This is a genomic window from Xanthomonas sp. NCPPB 2933, from assembly GCF_056725225.1.
Genome location: NZ_CM161518.1, coordinates 3,081,599 through 3,103,314 on the forward strand (window position 1 = coordinate 3,081,599; position 21,716 = coordinate 3,103,314).

Below are 21,716 nucleotides of genomic sequence, written 5' to 3' on the forward strand. Positions count from 1 at the left end.
GGCCGCGCTGACCGCATGGCGTATCATTGCAGCGCCTCTTGGCAATGCGTGGCCCATGTACCGGCAGCTTTCAGATCCCAGCACGAACTGTGCGGTGCCAAGCGCCGTATCGGGCAGCGACGCGCGCCATTCCGAATGCGCGCAGTGCGCGGTGCGCGGCCGGGCCATCTGCGCGGCGCTGTCGCCACAGGAAATGGAAGCACTGGATCAGGCCACCCACGCCCAGACCTATGCGCCCGGCAGCACCCTGGTGCGCGCGGGCGAGAGCCGTCATCACGTCTACACCGTCACCTCCGGCGCGTTGCGGCTGGTACGCACGCTGGCCGACGGGCGCCGCCAGATCACCGGATTCGTGTTGCCCGGCGACTACGTGGGGCTGACCGAAACGCCACAGCACCGCCACGACATCGAAGCCATCATCGACAGCCGGGTCTGCCGAACGCCGATCACACAGATGCGTCAGTTGCGCGATCACTACCCGCAGCTGGAACGCAAGCTGCTGCAGCGGGCCAGCATGGAACTGGCCGCCGCGCAGGACACCGGCCTGCTGCTGGCGCGCCTGCAACCCAGCGAGCGGCTGGCGCATTTCCTGCTGCGGTTGGCGGCGCGCTCCACCCAGCCCGGCGCCAGCGGCGACACCGTGGCGCTGCCGATGAGCCGCAGCGATATTGCCGACCATCTCGGGCTGACCGTGGAGACGGTGAGCCGCACCTTTACCAAGCTCAGGCAACAGCAACTGATTGCGCTGCCGCAACTGCATCTGGTGCAGATCCTGGATTACGCGGCGCTGCGCAGCCTGGCCGGCGATACGGTTTGAGGTGTGGCGGTTGATTGGCTGAAACTGACTGACACGCCACTGCAAGTTTGCCCATCGGACGCAGTAGCTGCGGAAGCCAATACAGCAATGCTATGGGTGCTATATGCCAGCCCGCACTCACTTGGCTGAGAATCAGCCGCAACGTGTAGCAGGCGGCCCGAGTTGCGGATATCGCAAGTGGCCCACTTAGGGATTCGACGGAGATGTTGGCGCTTCAAGCCGATCGCGAGACAACCCACGCCTAGCGACCTGCACGCAACTCCCTCAACGCCCACCCACGTTCGCACTCGCCACCGATGCGCCACATCCGCCACTCAACAGCCGCGATTGCCGCAGCCAGGCACGGTCCGGGTAGTAAGCGAACACGAAGGCGCCTTCACGCAAGGTGTCGATCAACTGTTTGGCCACCGCCGGTCGCACGGCCGGGCAGCCCAGGCTGCGCCCGAGCCGGCCCTGGGAGCGGATCACCGCCTCGCTGACGTAGGGCGCGCCGTGGATCACGATCGCCCGGTCGCGCGCATGGTCGTTGAACCCGGGCTCCAGGCCTTTCAGCCGTAACGAATAGCCGTTGTGGCCGGTGTAGGACTCCTGCGCGGTGAACGCGCCTAGGCTGGACTGGAAACTGCCATCGTCGTTGGAAAACTTCGCCGCCAGGTTGTTGCCGGTGTTGCGCCCGTGCGCCACCCATTCCTGAAACAGCAGCCGCTGCCGCTGCAGATCGAACACCCACAGCCGGCGCTCGGTCGATGGCCGGCTGTAGTCGATAACGCTGAGCACGCGCTCGGCACCCACCTGCTGGCGCTGCCGCGCGCATTGCAGCGCCTCGGCAGCCAAGGCCAGCACCTGGCGGTCCAGCGACGGCGCCTGGCGTGCCAGGGCATCCACCAACCCCATGCTGGGTGTCCCCAACGATGCCAATGGGGCGGCAGAAATGGCATCGGCCGCACTGGCCGTTCCAGCCGCTGCCCAACCGCATAAGGCGATGGCAGCGGCGATCACTCGATAAGACATGCAACAACCCACAGCGGACGCGGCGCCACGCCGGGGCCGCACCCGATAGAGATAGCCTCATGTGCGGAACTTTCCAACCCCTGGCGCCTGAACGCGTTGGGTCAGGCTGCATCCGCAAGCAGACGCTGCCGGAAGGCGGCGTAGTCCGGCGCAAGTGCTTCGGCGTGTGCGGGACGCTGCAACAGCGCGGCCAGCGCCGGTGGAACCTCGACAGCACGGCCGATCAGCGGCTCCACCACGCCTTCGAACTTGGCCGGATGCGCGGTAGCCGCCACCGCCCAGTCGCCGGTTCCGCCCTCGGCCCCTTCTGCGCGTAGTTGTTCGAGCACGTGCACGGCAGTGGCGGTGTGCGGGCAGTGCACTTCGCCGTAGCGCGCAAAGCGCTGCTGCACGGTGTGGCGGATCGCCGCATCGTCCACCGACAACGCACGGAATGCGTCGCGCAACGCGGCATCGTCGCCCTGGTAGAGCCAACGCAGCCGTTCGAAATTGCTCGGCGCACCCACGTCCATCGCATTGGCCAGTGTCGCCACGCTGGGCTGCGGCGCGTAATCGTCGCCGGCAAAATAATCCGGCAACACGTGATTGGCATTGGACGCCAGCGCGATGCGGCCCAGCGGCACACCGAGCGCGCGCGCCAGGATCGCCGCCAATCCATTGCCCAGATTGCCGGTAGGCACCACCAGATTCAGCGCTGCGCCCGCGCCGGCATGGTGTTGCAGAGCGGCATGCGCGTAGTAGCTCATCTGCGGCAGCAAACGCCCCAGGCTGATGCTGTTGGCCGAACTCAGCGGCACCTGTGCCTGCAGCGCGGCATCGCTCAAGGCCTGCTTGACCATCGCCTGGCAGTCGTCGAACGAGCCGGCCACGCGCAAGGCCTGGATGTTGTCGCCGAAGCAGCCCAGCTGATGCGCCTGGCGCGGCGACACCCGGCCATCCGGATACAGCACCACCACGCGCAAGCCCGGCTGGCGATGGAACGCCGCAGCCACCGCAGCACCGGTATCGCCGGAAGTAGCGACCAGGATCGTGAGCGGGCGGTCTTCGGCGCGGCGCAGGCGGGTCAGGCAGGCGGCAAGAAAGCGCGCGCCGAAATCCTTGAATGCGGCGGTCGGCCCATGGAACAGCTCCAGCGCGTAATCGCCGGGCGTAGCCAGCGCCACCAACGGCGCGGGGAAGTCGAACGCTTCGGCGCAGATGGCCGGCAGCTCTGTTGCCAGCGCATCGCCTTCGAAGAAAGGCTGCAGCAACGTAGCGGCGGTATCGGCCAGAGCGGCGCCGGCAGCGAGCGTGCGTGCCGGCGGCAGGATCTGCGGCACGTACAGGCCGCCATCGGGTGCCAGGCCGGCGGCGATCGCCTGACTCAGGCTTGCGGCAGGCGCGCCGCCACGGGTGGAGATGAAGTTCATGGTGACTCCAGACAAAGCGAGAACGAGGCAGGCAATGCGGCATTGCCCGAGAACGCGGAGACCGGGATTGGCGGTTGGGCCGATGTCGGTGCCCTGGCCGCACCCGGCCAGATGGTCATCCACCGCCGGCACCACGGCGCTATGCTGCGGGCACCTTTCCGTGGAGCAGGCAGATGATCAAGGTCAGCGTGATGTACCCGTACCGCGACGGCGCCCGCTTCGACCACGCCTACTACCGCGACACCCACATGCCGCTGGTGAGCGCACGGATGGGCGCGGCCTGCCTCAGTTACACGGTGGATAAAGGCATCAGTGGCGGCGAGCCGGGCAGCACCCCGCCCTACATCGGCATGTGCCACATCTTCTGCGAATCGGTGGAGGCCTTCGGCGCCAGTTTCGGGCCGCATGCCGAGGAAATCCTGGGCGACATTCCCAACTACACCGATCTTGCGCCGGTGATGCAGATCAGCGAGGTCGTGGTCGGTTGAATGCTGCGTCGCAGGTTGCACGGCATGCGTGCACTGCAAGCGTGATTGGTCGAGTACCGCATGCGCGCGCCGACTCATGCGAGCAACCGCGCGGCCGGGCTGGCGATCGGAGACACCCAGTGCTGGCTATCCAGGCCAACGCCTGCGAATGCGGCCTTCACCGATGCGGCCGCAGCGTCGGCGGCCGCGCGCGATTCGAACCAGGCGAACACACTGGGGCCGGCGCCGGAAATGCTGGCACCCAGTGCATCGTGATCCAGCGCAGCTTGCTTGGCAGCCGCGAACCCGGCTATCAACGGCGCGCGGCGTGGCTCGATCAACACATCGCGCAAGCCCGCACGGACCAGGCCCGCATCGCCGGCATGGCAGCCAGCCAACACCAACGCCAGGTTGGTGCTCTGCGCGACGAACTCGCGCAATTGATAGTCGCCAGCCAAGGCTTCACGAGCGCGCCGCGTTTCCAGCACTGCGTCCGGATGCACCAGCAGGCTATGCCACGCCGCCGGCACGCTAATCGGCACCAGCCGCTCCAGCGTGCACAACACCACCCCGCCTAAAAACAGCGGCCCCAGGTTGTCACCATGGCGGCTACCACTGGCCACCGCCTCGCCATCGAGTGCGTACTGGTAGAGCTGCTCGTTGCCCAGCGGCGTGTCTAGCAGCGCATTGGCAGCAACCAATGCCGCCACGCACGAGGCCGCCGAGCCGCCCATGCCCGAACTCAAGGCGATGCCTTTGTCGATCTCTATCTCGAAACCGAACGGCAGCGCCAATGCCGCACGCAACGAGATCAACGCCGCGCCCGCCGTGTTGCGTTCGGCATCCAGCGGCAAGGCCACGGTGGTGCCGCGGATGGCAGCGATACGCACCAGTGGCGCATCGATGCGCCGCACCGTGACGGTGTCGCCGACGCCGTCGATGGGATAACCGAGCAGATCGAATCCTACTGCCACATTCGCCACCGAAGCCGGTGCGAAGGCGCGTGCTTCGTGCAGGCGCTGCGTCGCGGTCGCCACGTGATTCGCTTCGGTTGTTTGGTTTAGTGCCGTTTGATTTACAGCCGCCTGGTTTGCAACCGCCTGATTCACAACCGCGCCCCCTCGCCTGCCGCCACCCGCAGCAGATCGGCAAACACACCTGCCGCAGTGACTTCCGGCCCCGCGCCAGGCCCCTGCACCACCAGCGGGTTCTCGCAATAACGGCGCGTGGTGAATTGCACCACGTTGTCGGTCAAACGCAGATTGGCGAACGCGTGATCGGCCGGCAGCTCGACCAGACCCACGCTGGGCGCCCGATCCGGCGGCAGCTGCGCGACGTAACGCAACACATTGCCGCGTGCACGCGCATCGGCCAGACGCTGCGCGAATGTGGCATCCACTTCATGCAGACGCGCCATGAAATCGTCCACGCTGGCCTGGCGCAACGCTTCGGGCACCAGGCTCTCGACCTGCACGTCCTCCAGGCTGATCTCGCGCCCGGCTTCGCGCGCCAGGATCACCAGCTTGCGCGCGACATCCACGCCGGACAGATCGTCGCGCGGATCCGGCTCGGTATAGCCCATGCCGCGCGCCTGCGTCACCAATTCGGCGAACGGCACGCTGCCATCGTATTTGTTGAACAACCAGGCCAGCGTGCCCGAAAAGATGCCTTCGATCGAGGTCACCGCATCGCCGGTATCGACCAGATCGCGCAGCGTGGTGATCACCGGCAGCCCCGCGCCCACGGTGGCCTCGTAACGGAAACGCGCACCGCTGGCATCGGCCGCCGCGCGGATCGCCTGGTAGCGCGCCAGCGGGCCGGAGCCGGCCTGTTTGTTCGGCGTCACCACGTGGATGCCGGCGGCCAGCCACTGCGCATAGCGGTCGGCCACTTCCGCGCTGCCGCTGCAATCGATGATCACCGTATGCGGCAGATGTGCAGACAGCAGATGCGTGGTGAAACGCTCCAGATCGGTCGCGGTGGCTGCTGCGGCAAACGCATCGCGCCAATTGCCGACCAGGCCGCGCTCGTCGAGCAACATGCGGCCGCGCGAAACCACTGCGCGCAGGCGAAGATCGATGTTGGCCTTGCCCAGCAATTGCAGCTGCGCAATGCGCAGTTGATCCAGCAACGCTGCGCCCACATTGCCCGGCCCGATCACGCCCACCGAAAAGGTCTGCGGCGACAACCAGAAGCCCGCATGCGCCGCACGCAAGGCCTTGGTCGCATGCGCCGCATCGATGGCCACCGAGATATTGCGCTCCGACGAGCCCTGCGCAATCGCGAGGATATTGACCTGCGCACGCCCCAGCGACTCGAACAAGCGCGCCGCCACACCCGGCTGCCCGGCCATGCCATCACCGACCGCGGCCAACACACTGATGCCCGTGGTCAGCTGCACGCGCTGCACCTGGCCGACCGTGAGCTCATGCGCAAACGCCTGCAACAGCGCATTGCGCGCGCGCTCGGACTCATGCTGTTTGACCACGCAGCAGATCGAATGCTCCGACGAGCCCTGCGAGATCATCACCACCGACACCTGCGCCACACGCAGCGCCGCAAACACCCGCTCGGCCGTGCCCGGCACGCCGATCAGGCCGGTGCCTTCCAGATTCAACACCGCCAGATCCGGGCTCAAGGTCAGCCCCTTGATCGGCCCGCTGACCTTGCTGCTGGCGGTGATGCGCGTGCCTGGATGTTCGGGCTGAAAGGTATTGCGGATGATGATCGGCAGCCCGCGCTCGATCGCCGGCGACATCGTCTGCGGATGCACCACCTTGGCGCCGAAATACGCCAGCTCGCAGGCTTCGTCATAGCTCAGCGTTTCCAGCTGCACCGCCTCGGGAACCACGCGCGGATCGGCCGAGAGCACGCCATCCACGTCGGTCCAGATATGTAGCTCATCGGCATCGAACAAGGCCGCGAAGATCGCACCGGAATAATCGCTGCCGTTGCGCCCCAAGGTGGTGATGCGATCAGCGCGGTCGCGCGCCACAAACCCGGTGACCACAACGCGTGTCTGCGGATGCGCCTGGCGCCAGGTCTGCAAGCGCTGCGCGCTGACATCCCAATCCACATCCACGCCGAGTTCGCCGCGATTGACCACCAGCACATCGCGCGCATCCAGCACCGCGCAATCCTCGCCAAGCGCGCGGAAATGATCGCCGAGCAATTGTGCCGAATACACCTCGCCCAGGCCTTGCACGCGGTCGAGCACCTCGCGTGGCAGCTCGCCGATCACCGCCAGCGCGCCGAGGATTTGCGATAGATGCTCGAAGCGCTCGTCCAGCCACTCTACCGTTGGCCCGGAATGTTCGCCCAGCAACGCCACTGCCGCGCCGCGATGGCGGGCCCGCGTTTCATGCCAGCGATCGCGCCACTCGGGGCGGTCTTGCGCCGCCAGTTCGGCCAATTCGATCAACGCGTCGGTCACGCCCTTCATCGCCGACACCACGGTGACCTGCACCGTCTCCTCGCGTGCAAGCAACAGCTGCGCCACATGCCGGTAGCGCTCGGCATCGGCCACCGAGGTGCCGCCAAATTTGTGCACAACGGTGCGCGCAGAGGACGCGAGAACAGCAGCGGGTTCGAGCGAAACAGCAAGCGATGACATCGACAGACCTCGTTAGGGAGGCCCCGTCCGCTTCAGGTGAGAGAGGGAGACCCCCGCATCCTGATCCGGGTGCGGGGCCGTTGTTTTCGGAAATTACGCGAAGACGACGGACCGCACCGGGCGAATGGTGGCGGTGGTAATGGTGGTGCTAATGCCGGCCACGCCCGCACCCTGCCGCAGCTGCGGCTGACAGGTAAGCGAAGCGGTGGCGAAAGCATTAGGCATGTGTGCAAAAGACATCACCGGGCCGAAGGCTGTCAAGCACCGCGTATTACGTCAGCCCTGCGCGACCGCGCACCTATACAGAAAGCCTTGCAGGACAAAGATTTAAGCGACGCAGCCCCAAACGATTGATTGCTATGGAAACTTTTAATGCGCCAGGCCAAGCGGTGCTTGCGCAGCATCCTGTAGCGGAGACCTCGTGCCAGACGAGGTCGGATTCGGCTGATTCCGCCTAGCGGCCGCGCTCCCATCTTGCGCCGAACGCAAAGTGCATCAGCCATTTTTGATCCATACAGCCCTTAGCCAAGCACCTGCGGATTGAGCTGCCACACCGAATAGTTCAACGCCGCCGCAAAACTCACCCACAGCAGATACGGAACCAACAACCACGCAGCAACCCGCTGCCACTTGGCGAACGCTACGATCGTCAGCACCAACGCCACCCACAGCGCCACGATATCGACAAACGCCCAGGCGCCCATGTGCCAGGCAAAGAACAACCAGCTCCACAACCCGTTCAACCCTAACTGCAGCACGAACAGACTCAGCGCCCCACGCGCACTGCTCCACCCACCGCGCCGCCAGACCAGCCACACCGACACCGCCATCATTCCGTACAACGCGGTCCACACCGGCCCGAACAGCCACCCCGGCGGCGCCCAGGCCGGCTGCTGCAACTCGGCGTAGAAGCTCGCCGCTTTGATCGATGCCGCCGCTCCCAGGGCGGCTACTGCGTAGCAAAGTACCAGCCAGCACATCAAACCAAGTCGCTGCATTTTCTTGATCATTTTACTCACTCGATTGGGCGCCAATTCGCGGTCAATTCACACTCAGAATGACGAAATTTTCTAGAGAAATTTCCAATAAACGATAAAAATTGCATTCGAAATAACGCTCCTTGCCTAAGCGAAGTCGGCGCTTGGCTGTTAGATAGCTACACGTGATCTCTCAAACCAAACCAGGCTTTTTTGTGACAAAAATCACAAACTATAGCGAACACAACCGATGAAGATCTCGTTAGCTCCGTGACGACATAGGCTTTACATGGGCATACGCAGTATCGCCAGTCGTCATACGCCTGGAACGCTAATGAACACCCTTTCCCTCCTGCCTACGCAACCACGTGCGTCGCGGCTGTCCTGACCGCAAAGGCGCAGTCACTCCCCTGCTCAGCCTCGCTTTGATTGCCGCATGTGTGCCTCAGGCGCACAGCGGTGAAGTGCGGCCGACAGAAGTGACTGGCGTCTCCATTGCCCACACTCCCATGCAGCAGGCTGAGCAGTTACGCGGCCAGCAGCGCTATGCAGATGCGCTCGCCATCTACGAACGTGTACTACGCCAAGACCCGCGTGATCGTGGTGCCTACACCATGCGTGCGATCACGCTGACCGACCTCGGCAGCGCGCAGCTTGCGGCGGAGGCCGTGTGGCGGCATCCGGACTGGTTCTCGCAGCAAGAACGCGAGCGCATCGAAAACGATCGCGTTGCCCGCATGATCGGTTGGGCCAGTGCCGAACCGATCGATGCCGCGCATCGCTATGCAGAAACCGATCAGGCCCTGGTCAATGTCGCCCGCATCGAGCGCGAAGCACCGCCGAAGGTGGCATGGGAAGCCACGCGATTGCGCGTCGATACCTTGGTTGCACTCAACCAACGTCAGCGCCATCGCGATGTGGTGGCCAACTATCAGGCATTAAGAGCCGAAGGGATCGACGTTCCCGCGTATGTGTTGCCAACGGTCGGCGATTCGCTGATGGGCCTGCGTCGCCCGGCCGAAGCCGAAGCCGTGCTTCGGCAAGCCTTGCAGCACACGCCGAACGACTTCAACAGCCAGCTCCTGCTCGGCTACGCATTGCTGGAGCAGGAACGCTTCGATCTTGCGATGCCACTGTTCGAAAAACTCTCGACCACACAAGCGCCGTGGCCGCGTCGTGATGGTGCGGCCAGCGGTTACGAAAATTGGGATCGCTTCAGTGCAGATATCGCACTGGCCACTGCACGCTCTGCAGCGAACGACAACCGCGACGCAGACGCCTTGCTGCGCGAGCGCTTGGCCATCGGTCCCGACAATGCAGAACTACAGGCCGCACTGGCCTCGATCGAGTTTCGTCACGGGCAACCCACCAAGGCGTTGCAGCGTAACGCTGTCGCATTGACGCTGGATCCGCATCAAAAACAGGCCCGCAGTGGCGTGGTGGAAGCGCAGCGCGATCTGGACCGCCTGGATCTTGCCGATGCCGCATATACGCCGCTTCGCATGGAATACCCGGACGATGCCGGCCTGCAGCGGCTTGGCGCTTCACTGGAACGTCAACGCGGTTGGCGAGTGCACCTCAGCCATGCGCGCGGACGCAGCGACAACGACACCCTGACCAACAGCACCTCGCCGCTCGGCAACGACTTCGGCAGTACGTTGCTGGAAGCCGAGTCGCCGTTTCTTGGCGAGGGCTGGCGTGTGGGCTTGCGCGCGCGCGACGATTGGGCCGACTTCCAGAACACGCGCGTGCGCTATCGCAGCTTCTGGCTGGGAACGCATTACCACTACGACCGTCTGGATCTCAGCGCTTACGGCGGACGTGCGCTCGATGCGTTCGATCGCGACGGCACCGCCTGGGCGCTGGATGCCGGCTGGCGTTTTTCCGATGCATGGTATGGCAGCGTCGCCTGGCGCACGCGTGATCCAGAAGCTTCATTGCAGGCACGCCGCTTCGGCATCACCGGCGACAGCATCGGCGCCGCCGTGCGCTGGACACCCAACGACGAAAGCCGCTGGGAATTGCAGACACGCCAGTTGCGCTATAGCGACGGCAATCGACGCGACCAGCTCGATCTCTCCGGCAGCCAACGCCTGTGGGCCAGCCCGCACGTGCTGCTCGACGGCCTGTTCGCCGCCTCGGCCGGACGCGCCGAAGACGAGCGCGCAGTCAATTACTTCAATCCACGCCGCAGCTCTGCGGTGGCCGCCGGCGTGCGCATCGATCAGATCGGCTGGCGCCGCTACGACTACGCCTTTCGGCAGCGGCTGGAAGTCACTGCCGGGACGACTTATCAATCCGGCTTCGGCAGCCAGTGGGTGCCCAGCGCGGCCTATCGGCACCTGTGGTCGCTGGGCGATGGCAGTGCGCTGAGTTATGGCGTGAGCTGGTCGCGTCCGGTCTACGACGGCCAGCGCGAACAACAACTTGGATTTGACCTGGATTTCCGATGGGGAGGTACGCCTTGATCCGCCTGCCGCTGTTGCTGGTCGCCTTGTTGCTGATGACGTTTGCGTCGTCGGCGCAGGCGGGCCTGCTGGTGCTCAGCTACCACGATATTCGCGACGATGTCGCCGCCAAGGGCGACCCCGATCGTTATGCGGTGTCCACCAGCAACTTCGCCGCGCATCTGGATTGGCTGCGCTCGCATGCCTATCACCCGGTGAGCGTGCAGCAGGTGCTGGACGCACGTGCCGGCAAGCGCGCCCTGCCCTCCAGGCCGGTGTTGCTCACCTTCGACGACGGCTTGCGCAGCGTCTACACGCGTGTCTTCCCGTTATTGCAGGCCTACGGTTATCCCGCGCTGGTCGCACCCGTCACCAGCTGGGTCGAATTGCCGGTTGGCCAAGTGGTGCCCTACGGCCATCGCGATTTCACTCACGATGATTTCGTCACCTGGGCGCAACTGCGCGAGATGCAGGACAGCGGCCTGATCGAAATCGGCTCGCATAGCGATGACTTGCACAAAGGCATCGCCGGCAATCCGTTCGGCAATCAGACGCCTGCAGCTGTCACCCGTCGTTGGGATGCGGGCAAAGGCTATGAAAGCGAAGCGGATTACCGTCAGCGCATCCAGACCGATCTGCGCCATAGCCGCGACGCGATCGTGGCGCATCTGGGCAAGCCGCCGCGCGCCATGGTGTGGCCGTATGCCGCCTACAACCGCGCCAGCAATGAGATTGCCGCGCAACTGGGCATGACGCTCAGCTTCGATCTGGAAGGCCGCTCGCACGAAGCCGATATCGGCCAACAAGGCCGCGATCGCGTGGATGGGCAATCGCTGGCCAGCCTTGGCCGCCTGTTGCTGTTCAACAATCCGGATGTGCGCGATCTGGCCGGCGAACTGCGACGCGATCTGTCGCGCGATGGGTTGCGTGCGATCCAGATCGATCTGGATTACGTCTACGACCCGGATCCGGCGCAGCTGGCACGTAACCTCGACATCCTGGTCCAGCGCGTCAAGGACATCGGCCCCAGCCATGTGTTCCTGCAGGCCTTCGCCGACCCGGATGGAGACGGCGCAGCCGATGCGCTGTATTTCCCCAACCGCCATCTGCCGATGCGCGCGGATCTGTTCGGGCGCGTCGCCTGGCAGCTGCGCACCCGTGCGGGCGTGCGCGTGTTCGCCTGGCTGCCGGTGCTGGGCTTTCATCTACCTGATACCCAGCAGCAGGCCGCACTGCAGATTCGCGGCAAGGATCCGAAGGATGTGCCGCGCCTGGATCCCGGCAATCCGCGCACGCATCAGCTGGTCGCGGATATTTACGAAGACCTTGCCGCAAACACCTATTTCGAAGGCCTGCTGTTCCATGACGATGCCTATCTGCGCGACGACGAAGTGCGTGCTTACGGCAATGGCGATCCAGCCAAACGCACGCAGCAGCTGATCGGCTTCACACAGGAACTCAAAGCGGCTGCCGAACGTTGGCGTCCTAAGCTGGTGACCGTGCGCAACCTGTTCGCGCAGCCAGTGCTGGAGCCGCAGAGCGAAGCCTGGTTTGCGCAGCGCCTGGACGCCTTTGCCGCGGCCTACGACTACACCGCGCTGATGGCGATGCCCTACATGGAGCAGGCCAACGACCCGCAGCATTGGCTGCAGCAGCTGGCGCAGCGTGTCGGCCAGCAGCCGCGTGGCTTCGAGAACACCATCTTCGAACTGCAGACCGTGGATTGGCGCACCGGCAAGCCGCTGCCCGACGGTGTGCTGCTCGAACACACCAAGTTGCTCCTGGCTGCGGGCGTGCGCCACCTGGCCTATTACCCCGACGACTTCATCGGCGGCCACCCGTCTCTTCCTGAAGCGCGCGAGGCCATGTCGGCTCGGCAATTCCCTTATATCGAGCGGTAACCGATGACGACCAGCCTTCTGTTGGGCGCCCTGTTCAACTTCGCGTTTTTCTATCCCATCATCATGGCCTTCTTCTGGATGATCGGAGGCACGTACTACTACTTGCGGCGCGAACGCGGCACGCCGGGTCCTTCATCGCCGCCACCGTTGTCCAGCGAGCCGTTTGTGTCGTTGCTGGTGCCTTGCTACAACGAGGCCAAGCACGTGGGCGAAACCATCGCTGCGATGAGCGCGCAGAACTATCCGGATTTCGAGATCATCGCCATCAACGATGGCAGCAGCGACAACACGGCCGAAGCACTCGATGACCTCACCCACCAGCATCCGCGCCTGCGCGTGGTGCACCTTGAGCAGAACCACGGCAAGGCCAACGCACTGCGCGTGGGCACGCTGGCATCGCGCTCGGACTATCTGGTGTGCGTGGATGCCGACGCCATCCTGGACCCCAACGCCACGCGCTGGATGGTCGGCCACCTGATCTCCGGCCCGCGCGTCGGCGGCGTCACCGGTAACCCGCGCGTGCGCAATCGCACAACGCTGATGGGTCGCATGCAGGTGGGCGAATTTTCCGCCATCGTGGGGCTGATCAAGCGTGCGCAGCGGGTCTACGGACGTTTGTTCACCGTGTCGGGTGTGATCTGCGCGTTTCGCCGTTCGGCGCTGCATCACGTTGGCTTCTGGTCCGACAACATGGTCACCGAAGACATCGACATCTCCTGGCGTCTGCAGCTCGACGACTGGGATATCCGCTACGAGCCCAACGCGCTGTGCTGGATCCTGATGCCGGAGACCTTTCGCGGCCTGTGGATGCAGCGCCTGCGCTGGGCGCGCGGTGGCGTGGAAGTGTTGCTGAGCCATGGCCGCCGAGTGTTGTCCTGGCACAGCCGACGCATGTGGGGCGTGCTGCTGGAATACGCGCTCAGCCTGGCCTGGGCTTACACGATGCTCTTCATCATCGTGCTGTGGCTGCTCGGCAAGTTCATTGCCATGCCGCCTGCGTTGTACATCGACACCATCCTGCCGCGCTGGCATGGCCTGGTATTGGCAGTGGTGTGCCTGATGCAGTTCGCCACCAGCCTGGTGATCGAACGCCGCTACGAAAAAGGCCTGGCGCGCCAGTTCTTCTGGGTGATCTGGTATCCGGTCGCCTTCTGGATGATCGGTATGCTCACTGCCGTCATCGCCTTCCCACGTGCCCTGCTCGCGCGTCGCAGCAAACGCGCCCGCTGGAAAAGCCCCGACCGAGGAATCCAATGACACCGCCCATCATCAACCTGCCGCAACGCCTCGGCCGCTCGCGCCGACTCGCCTACGGCGCCGCTACTGCCGGCGCCTGGATGGTCTACTTCTATCTGTGGGCACCACTGGCAACGCTGATCGCCTGGTTCTTCGGCCTGCGCAGCGCCTATACGGAGCTATATCTCAAGCACAACGCACTGGACCCATTCGCACTGGGCGCCCTGCCGGTGATCGCACTGATGAGCGCCATCACCACCGTCGGCTGGGCCGAATACAACCGCCTGCGCTTTGCCAAAGCAGACCGGCGTAAACGCCGCCGCACTGTGCTGGAACCAGAGGTCGATCAACGTCTGGGCGTTCCCGAGCAGCTTGGTAGCCTGCTGCGTCATAGCCGTATCTCATCGGTGGCGATGGATAAGTTTGCAAGGCCGGTGGGGGTGCGGGTGGTGCGGCATGGGTGAGTTGTTTGGCAGTTCGTGCAACATCCCGCCCCTAATTAACAGGCGCATCGTACAGTTGAGACTTCGCCGGCATAGCCCCCATTGCCACGAGAAGTCAAGTGATGAAGAAGTACGCGATCGCCCTAAGATCGAACCCCGCTCTAGCGGGGTTTTTGCTTTGCGGGCGAGTCTAGCTGCCCATGCTTAGATCGTTCAGCCTGCCAGGTCCTACCTTGGCAGTTCACCTCCCAGAGGCTGCACGACTTGCGACGTCGGCTGCCCAGCACCGTCTAGACGCTGAGCAATAAAGTGAAGCTGCTGCGAGATTGTCGCCAGTGCAGTGTTCGTCTTGCGCTGTTCCGCCAGCAGTTGTCCCAGTAGCGGCTTGATACCAAAAACGGCGAATGGCACCAGCAACCACAAAACCGATAGCACGAGACCGAAGATCGCAGCTGCGAAGTAAATCAGTTCCATGAGTCAGCCCTAAATTAAAATTTTTCGAAAGTTCTTCCGACGACAGGCGTCCGCACAGGTCTATTCATGCATTTGCGGAGTTAGGTGTTGGCGATCAGTTGCGAGGGTCGGCGATCAGCCTGGACGGCGAACCGTACAGAACCAGCACTCGGGCGCCTGCTGCAAATGCAGGTGTTGCACCCTGCACCACTGTCATCAGTGAACCGTTTTCGGTCTGGACGACGTACTCCATGCCATCCGCACGTGATGCCGAACGCTCAGCTGCAGCACCGACAATGGCGCCGGCGACCAGGCCGCCAACTGCTCCGACGGCGTTGGCACGACCACTGCCGCCCATCGATGAGCCGGCAATGCCGCCTGCTGCCGCGCCCGCCGCGGCGCCACCGCCCTGCGTGCCATCGATCGAAACAGCGCGCGCACTGATCACCGTGCCTGCCACGGTCCGATTGACCTGGCCAACCGAACCCACTGAGTAGCTGTCGGTGCGCACGTTAGGTGCGCACCCAACCACTGCGACCGCGAGGTAGGTCGCGACGATGAGCGACTTCACGGAGTCGCCTGGCTGCTCGGGAACATCGGCTTGCTCACGTCGACCGTTTCCAACGCCTGCAGGAACAGCGCGATGTTGTTCTGGGCGGAGCGATTGACAGACTCGCGAGCGCGGATCACGCCGGCGAACGCATAGCCCGCCGGCACAGTGCCCGAAGCGCTCACATCCTGGGTGTAGACGATGCTGCCGTTCGCGCGATCGATCAGCTCGTAGCGCGCGATGGTCTTGGTGGTCATGGACGCGCCGAACGACGGTATGTCGATCGCCAGGATCTTCACCGACAAGCTGAGCTTTCGCGGTGCGTCGTCACGAAAGATCGCCATCCGGTTAAGCGCCTCAGTCAGGGCGTTCTCCCACATGTCCGGTATTTCGTGCTGCGCCTCAGGCGGCACCTTGCCCTTTGCCTCGTCCGGCCGGGCCAGCGTGACCGTGAGCGACTTCAGCTCGGCATCGAGCTTCTTGCTGCTGACTCCTACGCCCGGCACCGAGAAGTTGAGCGGCGGATTGGCCGCACAGCCAGAAAGCGCCGCGATCACGATCGCAGCGGCGAGTAGCTTTTTCATTCCATTCCCCTGTTGCTTCCATTGCGGCATGGGGCCGCATCCCTACAGCTAACGCGATAGTAACAAATGATTCGAACTGCACTAGATGAACATCTCCCCCAACTAGCGATGTCGCAGACCAGCAGCCTGCCCTCCCCACGTTCGGCTGGCGCAGGCCAAGGACAGACATGCGCCAGGAAGCCACGCCCTTGCCGCCCAGCATTCCCGCGTACCAGCCGGGCCACCGCCCGCAGCTGATCACCACACGCGGCGCACCGCATCGCTACCGCATCGGCGGGCCGGCGCCGACCACGTTCCACATCGAGCGCTGCCGCTGCAGCAAGGCCACTGCGCCGAGCACCAGCCGCGCACTCACCGAAGGCCGCTGGACCGAACCCACCGGCCAGCACCGCATCCCGTTGTCCCACCTGAGCCGTACGCTGTTCGCACACTTGGCCACCGCAGCACAGGGCCGCACCCTGCGGCGCACACGTGGTGGCTTCGCCGCCATGCCCGTCCAGATGCAGACCAGCGGCACCGTACAGATTCAGGCATTCACCCGCCGCTGCATCAACTGGCTCGACAACGCCGGCCTAGTGCAGCTAGACGACCCACAGTTCTCCAACACAATCACCCTCAACCAGCGCGGCGGTGCCTACGCCGAGTAGCTGCTGCGCAACGAACCCGCTGCGCGTCGCAAGGCAGGTGCGCAATGAGCGCCTTCGCACTCTCCACCGTCCGCCACAAAGACCGCGAGTGCGCTGACCTCGCGAACGATCTCAAAGTACTCGCAAAGCACGGCGGCAAGGTGCAGAAGCTGGGTACTACTCCGGTGCGTAAGAGCTTGTCGCGACGTGAGGTCAATGACGCGCGGATCGGAAAACCTACAAATCAAGCCAGCCCGAGTCCAGCGGTCCTTGGCGGCACGGAGGCGACATTACAAACAGCTTAGTTATCAACCATGGTTGTTGCCCATCGCAAACCTGCATTGAGTGCGTCACTCAAGGATGGAAAATTTGGGAGATCTGGCGAATTAAAGCTGGGCAGGTCCTCGATCTCGATCAGCGAAACGAAGGCTTCGCCACCCTCAGGTTGACGGGCCTCAACATAAATCCCCTTGCCGTAATAGCTGGTGCTCAGCGAGTCCTCGTGGATTTTAGGTGGCATGACTTTCTCCCATTTGGCAAGCCGATGCTGGATGCAAGACTGGCGCTGGTCAACAGGCATTTCGCATGAGCTCGTCACACGCTTGGAACACTGAAAGTAAATTTTGAAAATAAGCGTCTCAGAGGAAATATCATCGCAGCACCCAGGGCTATTTTATTTCAATACATGCGGCAAACTATGCCGGAGAGGCTAATCTTCAAATGGGGGCGCTTGACCTGTAATAGTAGCCGTCTGTGCTTCGGCAGCAGTAGCAATGTCCAAAAAATGCTGAGTTGCCGTGCGGGAATGAGCGATAAAATCTTCGCTCAAAGCTGCGCTAACCATTGCCGCGTCCATATCCCTGGTAAGAAGCCGGGAAGCTTGGCGTGCCAAATATCCTCCCAACGACACGGCAGCAGTGACCCGCAGCGACATTTCAGCGTCAAGACGACCGCTGGCCGCAGAAATCTTGTCGATCGCATCACGCAACTCTTGAACGGCAGTACCAAGAGTATCGGGTCGCACCCCGCTCGAAAGTTGAAGTTCATGCGAGATAGTCGATGTGCAGCCTGCCGCCTTATGTGCGAACGGCCATATAGAAATCAATGCGAGCTTCGCAGCGGCACGCCTATCTTTAATACGCTGCAGACCGTCGCTCGTCGCGATGGCAAGCGCCAGACAAGTGCCGCTCGCCGTTGCGATTGCAGCCCAAGCGTCCCAGTTCACTTCACAAGCTTTACTTAGCCACCAGCACTGGCTTACTCCATCAAGCATGCCCATTTAACACCTCTTATTCCGGAGAGCATTTTGCCATAAATAATCTTCATACAAGCGGCAATCTGTCGACGCCAGAGTGGGCGAAGTTTGACGCATGCCAGTTCAGAAGGCGCGAATGTCCCTCGCCGAGCCACTGAACCTCGCCGGCAAAGACTGGTTCAAAGTAACCAAGGCTGCTCATTACTGCGGCGCCGCAGAATCCCAGTTCCGCGAGAACGCCCTCGTCTACGGACTAGCTCCGCGACGCTTCATGGGCAAGCAACTCTACAAAAAGTCCGCGCTCCACGCGGCGATCAACGGCGCACCTCAATGGCAACAGTCTCACTCTACTGGCATGGCAACCGCGCCTATCTCGATTGGCGACAGGCCGGCAAACGTTACCGGCTCTCCCTCGGCCGCCTCGGCTCTCATGAAGCTGAAGAAATACGAGCAGCGAAAGAAGCTGGGCTAACGCAATGAAGCGCTTCATCACCAAGTTCGTTCATCGACCGATTGACACGCTGCGCCCCGTGGAAATGTAGGGCTACAAGCATGATCGCCTGATCGACGATAAGGCAGCGCCAGAGACAGTTGGCAAAGAAATCCATCGACTCCAGGCAGCCTTCCGTAGCGTGATGGAATGTAAGGAGATGGACGTTAACCCGCTTGAGAAAGTGAAAGCACCGCGCAGCGTAGCTGTGCGCTTCTACGACATAGCAGCGATGCGAAAGCTTTCTCGCGCCAACCCTGCACGCGCCACTATGGCTGATCATGGCGCACACCGGCTTACGCCGCGGGGAGGCGGCCAATTGCGCAAGTCATCAGTGCTAGGCGGCAGACTACTTATAAAGAGCGAGCCCGATAAAACCGGAAGAGGCCGCACAAAGTCTGGCAAGTGGCGCGAGGTTCTACTTAACCGCTATGCACGACAGGCGTTGAGCCGCTAGCCCGACCGTGTCGCTGATGTGCATAAAGATAAGTTAAGCGACTCGTTTGCAGCATACGCTCGAAGGGCAGGCATTGGGGGCAGTTTGCATCGTTTGCGGCGCACATTTTCGCTCTCATCTCGTCATGGCGGGCGTGCCCTTGCGTCGCATTCAAATCCTGGCCGGGCATGCTGATTACGCGACAACGGAAAATACTACGCACACCTCACTCCCGAAGGGAATGACACGGCAGTCAAAAAATTACGTCACTGAAGGAGAGATCGCAATTCATCAAGCTGATTTTCATCCAATCTTGGAAAAAGATCACTATCAATGGAGAACCTAAAAGTGACGTCATTGTCAGGTGTCTTCTTGGGGCTCGCCACCTTCAATTTAATCCAAAACTCCGCCAGACCAAGATCCATCGTGCATAACACTGCCGTATTGAGATCACTGGCACTAAGTGAGATTAAAAAATCAAGATTGTGGATGTCGGCAACAGCGTTGTACGCATCGCCGTGCAGATATTTCATCTTAGGTTTTAGCAGACGTCGTGCTGCGGATGCTTGACCTCCGCTCTTATCAGCCAAACAGGACATTAGGGCAACCGGCACCAACGAGCTTGTTCCGATTCCATAGTCGTGCGCCACTGCAATGACATCGCGGATTTTGGGCATCAGCTCTTCGCGGGACGGACGATTCGCGGCAATCGATGCTGAGGCTAGCAAGAATTCGATCTCTTTACCCTGCCTCTCAAATTTTATCGCCAAGGCGTCGTAAAGCCCCTCGGCCATCTCGGCAGGATGGTTAATTATCTTCTTGTGGGGATATAGTACTTCTAGCTCCGCTCGAGCCTTCTGAAGCTCAGCTACGAATTCGACCTTACTTGGCTTCCTAGCAAAACATCCTTCATAAGCAGTGAAAATCGGATTGATATTTTGAGCACATCTACTGAATATTGCCAACCAATATTTATCGCCTTCGTTCGCCAGTGCATCAAATTTCTTAAGCTTGGCTAAAACATTTCGATCAACAAGAAGCATTTCTGTTGAAATAAGATTGGCAAAAGTATGTCCCCCGAGATGCAAACAGAAGAGTCTTAGGGGATATGGAACTTGCAAATTAAGTCTCACCCCCTCTCCCTTGGCTTAAAAGACGTTAGATTAATTAATCCAAGTGCCGAAAAGACCGGGCTTCAGCGATCCAATCAGATTGAGTCGATGCTCCGAAGCTCTGTGTCTGCTGTGTCCATAGCATGTGGATATATGCTCCATCATCTCTATTCAACGTGGACATAGACTAGCTTAAGTCACTGATTCCTGGTGACCCCGGCCCGATTCGAACGGGCGACCTTCCCCTTAGGAGGGACAACGTCGCTAGACTAAGACCCAAGCGGGACAAGGCTTTGCGTGAAAGTCTAGCCTGACTGTGGCAAGTCTGTGGTAACGACAGGCCTAGTCATGCCGATTGTCAAAAAAGTGGTGACCCCGGCTGGGTTCGAACCAGCAACCTCGTCCTTAGGAGGGACGCGCGCTATCCAATTGTGCCACGGGGCCATCTGTCTAAGGATACAGGGAGACGCTAAGTGAGCAAAGCCAAAACAGCCGCCAAGCCTGGGCGCACCAAGACCTTCAGCGGCACGCTCCCACGCGGCATCAAGGCCTCTCAGGCCATCAGCTCCGTGGCGGGCGTGACGCTCAGGACGGATGGGCAACTCAGGTGGGAGGCGCGCATCCGAAGGTCCCTCAACGGGCAAGCCTTGAAGTTCCCGCTGGTGCGCTACCCCATCGACCCGAAGGCGTCCCCGAATACCGAGCATCACATTGATGCTGCTCGGCTCATGGCCGAGGCCTATGTCCGCCGAGAACACGCCTCCTTGGAGCTTCGGCAAACGCCCTACGCGCACACGGCAGAGGCCTGGACCTTTGGGGATCTTTTGCGCCGGTTTGTCCAAGAGATCGATGATGGGCTCATCAAGCACGCGTCGGTCAGGACCGACCAATCCAATGCCTATCTCTTCTTGGGAGGTGGCAAAGGCCTTGGGTTGAGCCAGACCGGCCTGCCCCACCTCACCCGCAAGCTGGCCAAGGATTTGACTCAGGATGACTTCTTGGGGCGCCATGCCGGCTCGTTCGTGAACGCCTACATCAAGGTCAAGCGAGACGGCACCACGCTCCCTATGGCCCAGGGCAGCAAAAAGCGAGCCCTGACCACGATCCGAAACCTCTTCCGGATTGCCCACGAAAACTGGCAGATTGATCTGCGCTCGCCGATCAAGAGCTTGAAATCGCTCAATTCGGATGACGCGCGCGACCGGACGCTCACCGAGGAGGAATGGAACGCCATCGTTGCGCAGCTTGATGCTGGGCGGACCGACCCGGCAACGGCCGATGTCATCCGTTTTGCTCGCATGACGGCAGCCCGCCGCTCGGAGTGCGTCAAGCTCGATTGGGCGGACATCAACTTCAAGAAGAAGACCGCGCGACTTCGCGAGACCAAGGCCAAGAATGGCAAATACAACGAGCGCGTGATCCCGTTGACGTCAGAGCCGATGGCCTTGATCGCAGCCCGCTTTGAAGCCAGCGAAACGAAGAAAGGACCCGTCTTTGTGACCTCGCGCGGCAAGCGCATTCGGGCAGACACCGTCACTCAGGCCTGGGATCGCGTCCGTGGGCAGATAGCCGAGAAGCTCGGTGACCCAGAGATCCTGACTGCGCGCATGCACGATCTGCGCCATACGCGCATCACAGAGATGGGACATCACCTCAACCCAGCGGAAGCGGCCAGGATCTCGGGGCATAAGGACTTAAAGACCTTCATGCGCTACTTCAATCCGGATCCTGTCGCGTTGGGCAAGAAGCTCGAACAGCTCGAACGCCAAGGTGGTGCAGGTGCCAACGTAGACGCAGTGGTCACCCAGCTTTTGGAACTAAGCCCCAAGGATATGGCTTCAGCGGTTGCGCTTGCCTTCCAAGCGCGGGCAAAAGCGCAGTGAAAAAAA

20 protein-coding genes and 1 tRNA gene are annotated in these 21,716 nt (G+C 62.0%); 9 read left to right on the forward strand and 12 right to left on the reverse strand.

Going from position 1 to position 21,716, the window contains the following annotated elements:
- Positions 1 to 151 precede the first annotated feature (151 nt).
- Positions 152 to 817 (forward strand): Crp/Fnr family transcriptional regulator, encoded by a 666-nt coding sequence (locus AC1PLU_RS12530; RefSeq protein ID WP_481108520.1) that lies wholly within the window; start codon positions 152 to 154, stop codon positions 815 to 817.
- Positions 818 to 1,081: 264 nt separating this feature from the next.
- Here AC1PLU_RS12530 and AC1PLU_RS12535 read toward each other — a convergent pair whose 3' ends face one another.
- Together AC1PLU_RS12535 and thrC are read right to left on the reverse strand one after the other, a co-directional pair.
- A complete protein-coding gene (locus AC1PLU_RS12535) occupies positions 1,082 to 1,828 on the reverse strand; it encodes a murein L,D-transpeptidase catalytic domain family protein (protein WP_481095470.1) in 747 nt (248 codons plus the stop codon).
- Positions 1,829 to 1,929: 101 nt separating this feature from the next.
- Positions 1,930 to 3,237: a threonine synthase gene (gene thrC, locus AC1PLU_RS12540; protein ID WP_481106386.1), complete on the reverse strand. Its 1,308-nt coding sequence runs from the start codon at positions 3,235 to 3,237 to the stop codon at positions 1,930 to 1,932.
- A gap of 173 nt (positions 3,238 to 3,410) precedes the next feature.
- Between thrC and AC1PLU_RS12545 the strand changes: the two genes are divergently transcribed.
- Complete coding sequence (locus AC1PLU_RS12545; protein ID WP_176341821.1) at positions 3,411 to 3,725, forward strand: EthD family reductase; 315 nt, start codon at positions 3,411 to 3,413, stop codon at positions 3,723 to 3,725.
- A 74-nt stretch (positions 3,726 to 3,799) separates the two neighbouring features.
- On the opposite strand, the gene AC1PLU_RS12550 is transcribed toward AC1PLU_RS12545, so the two are convergent.
- From AC1PLU_RS12550 to AC1PLU_RS12560, 3 genes are all read right to left on the reverse strand, one after another.
- Positions 3,800 to 4,741, reverse strand: coding sequence for a homoserine kinase (locus tag AC1PLU_RS12550; protein WP_481106387.1), 942 nt, complete (start codon positions 4,739 to 4,741; stop codon positions 3,800 to 3,802).
- 68 nt (positions 4,742 to 4,809) lie between these two features.
- Positions 4,810 to 7,317, reverse strand: coding sequence for a bifunctional aspartate kinase/homoserine dehydrogenase I (thrA, locus tag AC1PLU_RS12555; RefSeq protein ID WP_481106388.1), 2,508 nt, complete (start codon positions 7,315 to 7,317; stop codon positions 4,810 to 4,812).
- 521 nt (positions 7,318 to 7,838) lie between these two features.
- Entirely contained in the window at positions 7,839 to 8,327 is a 489-nt protein-coding gene (locus tag AC1PLU_RS12560) for a TspO/MBR family protein (RefSeq protein ID WP_481106389.1), read from the reverse strand.
- Positions 8,328 to 8,803: 476 nt separating this feature from the next.
- On the opposite strand from AC1PLU_RS12560, the gene AC1PLU_RS12565 reads away from it, so the two are divergent.
- The 4 genes from AC1PLU_RS12565 to pgaD are packed head-to-tail and all read left to right on the forward strand — an operon-like array spanning position 8,804 to position 14,342.
- Entirely contained in the window at positions 8,804 to 10,762 is a 1,959-nt protein-coding gene (locus AC1PLU_RS12565) for a tetratricopeptide repeat protein (RefSeq protein WP_481106390.1), read from the forward strand.
- Positions 10,744 to 12,642: a poly-beta-1,6-N-acetyl-D-glucosamine N-deacetylase PgaB gene (pgaB, locus tag AC1PLU_RS12570; RefSeq protein ID WP_481106391.1), complete on the forward strand. Its 1,899-nt coding sequence runs from the start codon at positions 10,744 to 10,746 to the stop codon at positions 12,640 to 12,642. Before AC1PLU_RS12565 ends, pgaB begins: the two co-directional genes overlap by 19 nt.
- A 3-nt stretch (positions 12,643 to 12,645) precedes the next feature.
- Positions 12,646 to 13,899, forward strand: a complete 1,254-nt coding sequence (gene pgaC, locus AC1PLU_RS12575; RefSeq protein ID WP_481106392.1) for a poly-beta-1,6-N-acetyl-D-glucosamine synthase — start codon at positions 12,646 to 12,648, stop codon at positions 13,897 to 13,899.
- Positions 13,896 to 14,342, forward strand: coding sequence for a poly-beta-1,6-N-acetyl-D-glucosamine biosynthesis protein PgaD (gene pgaD / locus AC1PLU_RS12580; RefSeq protein WP_176341808.1), 447 nt, complete (start codon positions 13,896 to 13,898; stop codon positions 14,340 to 14,342). Before pgaC ends, pgaD begins: the two co-directional genes overlap by 4 nt.
- Before the next feature lie 207 nt (positions 14,343 to 14,549).
- Here the strand turns inward: pgaD and AC1PLU_RS12585 are convergent, their stop codons facing one another.
- The 3 genes from AC1PLU_RS12585 to AC1PLU_RS12595 all read right to left on the reverse strand — a co-directional run bounded on the left by AC1PLU_RS12585 (position 14,550) and on the right by AC1PLU_RS12595 (position 15,908).
- Positions 14,550 to 14,795 carry a hypothetical protein gene (locus tag AC1PLU_RS12585; RefSeq protein WP_481106393.1) on the reverse strand — a complete coding sequence of 82 codons (246 nt, stop codon included), beginning with the start codon at positions 14,793 to 14,795 and terminating at the stop codon, positions 14,550 to 14,552.
- Positions 14,796 to 14,889: 94 nt separating this feature from the next.
- Positions 14,890 to 15,345, reverse strand: a complete 456-nt coding sequence (locus AC1PLU_RS12590; protein ID WP_075285747.1) for an outer membrane lipoprotein — start codon at positions 15,343 to 15,345, stop codon at positions 14,890 to 14,892.
- A complete protein-coding gene (locus AC1PLU_RS12595; protein ID WP_064628895.1) occupies positions 15,342 to 15,908 on the reverse strand; it encodes a hypothetical protein in 567 nt (188 codons plus the stop codon). Before AC1PLU_RS12595 ends, AC1PLU_RS12590 begins: the two co-directional genes overlap by 4 nt.
- Before the next feature lie 167 nt (positions 15,909 to 16,075).
- Here AC1PLU_RS12595 and AC1PLU_RS12600 point away from each other — a divergent pair, with 167 nt between their 5' ends.
- A complete protein-coding gene (locus tag AC1PLU_RS12600; RefSeq protein WP_481106394.1) occupies positions 16,076 to 16,555 on the forward strand; it encodes a hypothetical protein in 480 nt (159 codons plus the stop codon).
- 280 nt (positions 16,556 to 16,835) lie between these two features.
- Here AC1PLU_RS12600 and AC1PLU_RS12605 read toward each other — a convergent pair whose 3' ends face one another.
- Positions 16,836 to 17,114, reverse strand: coding sequence for a hypothetical protein (locus AC1PLU_RS12605; RefSeq protein ID WP_481106395.1), 279 nt, complete (start codon positions 17,112 to 17,114; stop codon positions 16,836 to 16,838).
- A gap of 129 nt (positions 17,115 to 17,243) precedes the next feature.
- Positions 17,244 to 17,813 (reverse strand): hypothetical protein, encoded by a 570-nt coding sequence (locus tag AC1PLU_RS12610; RefSeq protein ID WP_481106396.1) that lies wholly within the window; start codon positions 17,811 to 17,813, stop codon positions 17,244 to 17,246.
- Positions 17,814 to 17,925: 112 nt separating this feature from the next.
- On the opposite strand from AC1PLU_RS12610, the gene AC1PLU_RS12615 reads away from it, so the two are divergent.
- Complete coding sequence (locus AC1PLU_RS12615; RefSeq protein WP_481106397.1) at positions 17,926 to 18,261, forward strand: hypothetical protein; 336 nt, start codon at positions 17,926 to 17,928, stop codon at positions 18,259 to 18,261.
- Positions 18,262 to 18,981: 720 nt separating this feature from the next.
- Here AC1PLU_RS12615 and AC1PLU_RS12620 read toward each other — a convergent pair.
- A complete protein-coding gene (locus AC1PLU_RS12620; protein WP_481106398.1) occupies positions 18,982 to 19,758 on the reverse strand; it encodes a hypothetical protein in 777 nt (258 codons plus the stop codon).
- A gap of 436 nt (positions 19,759 to 20,194) precedes the next feature.
- Positions 20,195 to 20,271: transfer RNA gene (locus tag AC1PLU_RS12625), tRNA-Arg, on the reverse strand.
- Positions 20,272 to 20,300: 29 nt separating this feature from the next.
- On the opposite strand from AC1PLU_RS12625, the gene AC1PLU_RS12630 reads away from it, so the two are divergent.
- Complete coding sequence (locus AC1PLU_RS12630; protein ID WP_481106399.1) at positions 20,301 to 21,710, forward strand: tyrosine-type recombinase/integrase; 1,410 nt, start codon at positions 20,301 to 20,303, stop codon at positions 21,708 to 21,710.
- Positions 21,711 to 21,716 lie beyond the last annotated feature (6 nt).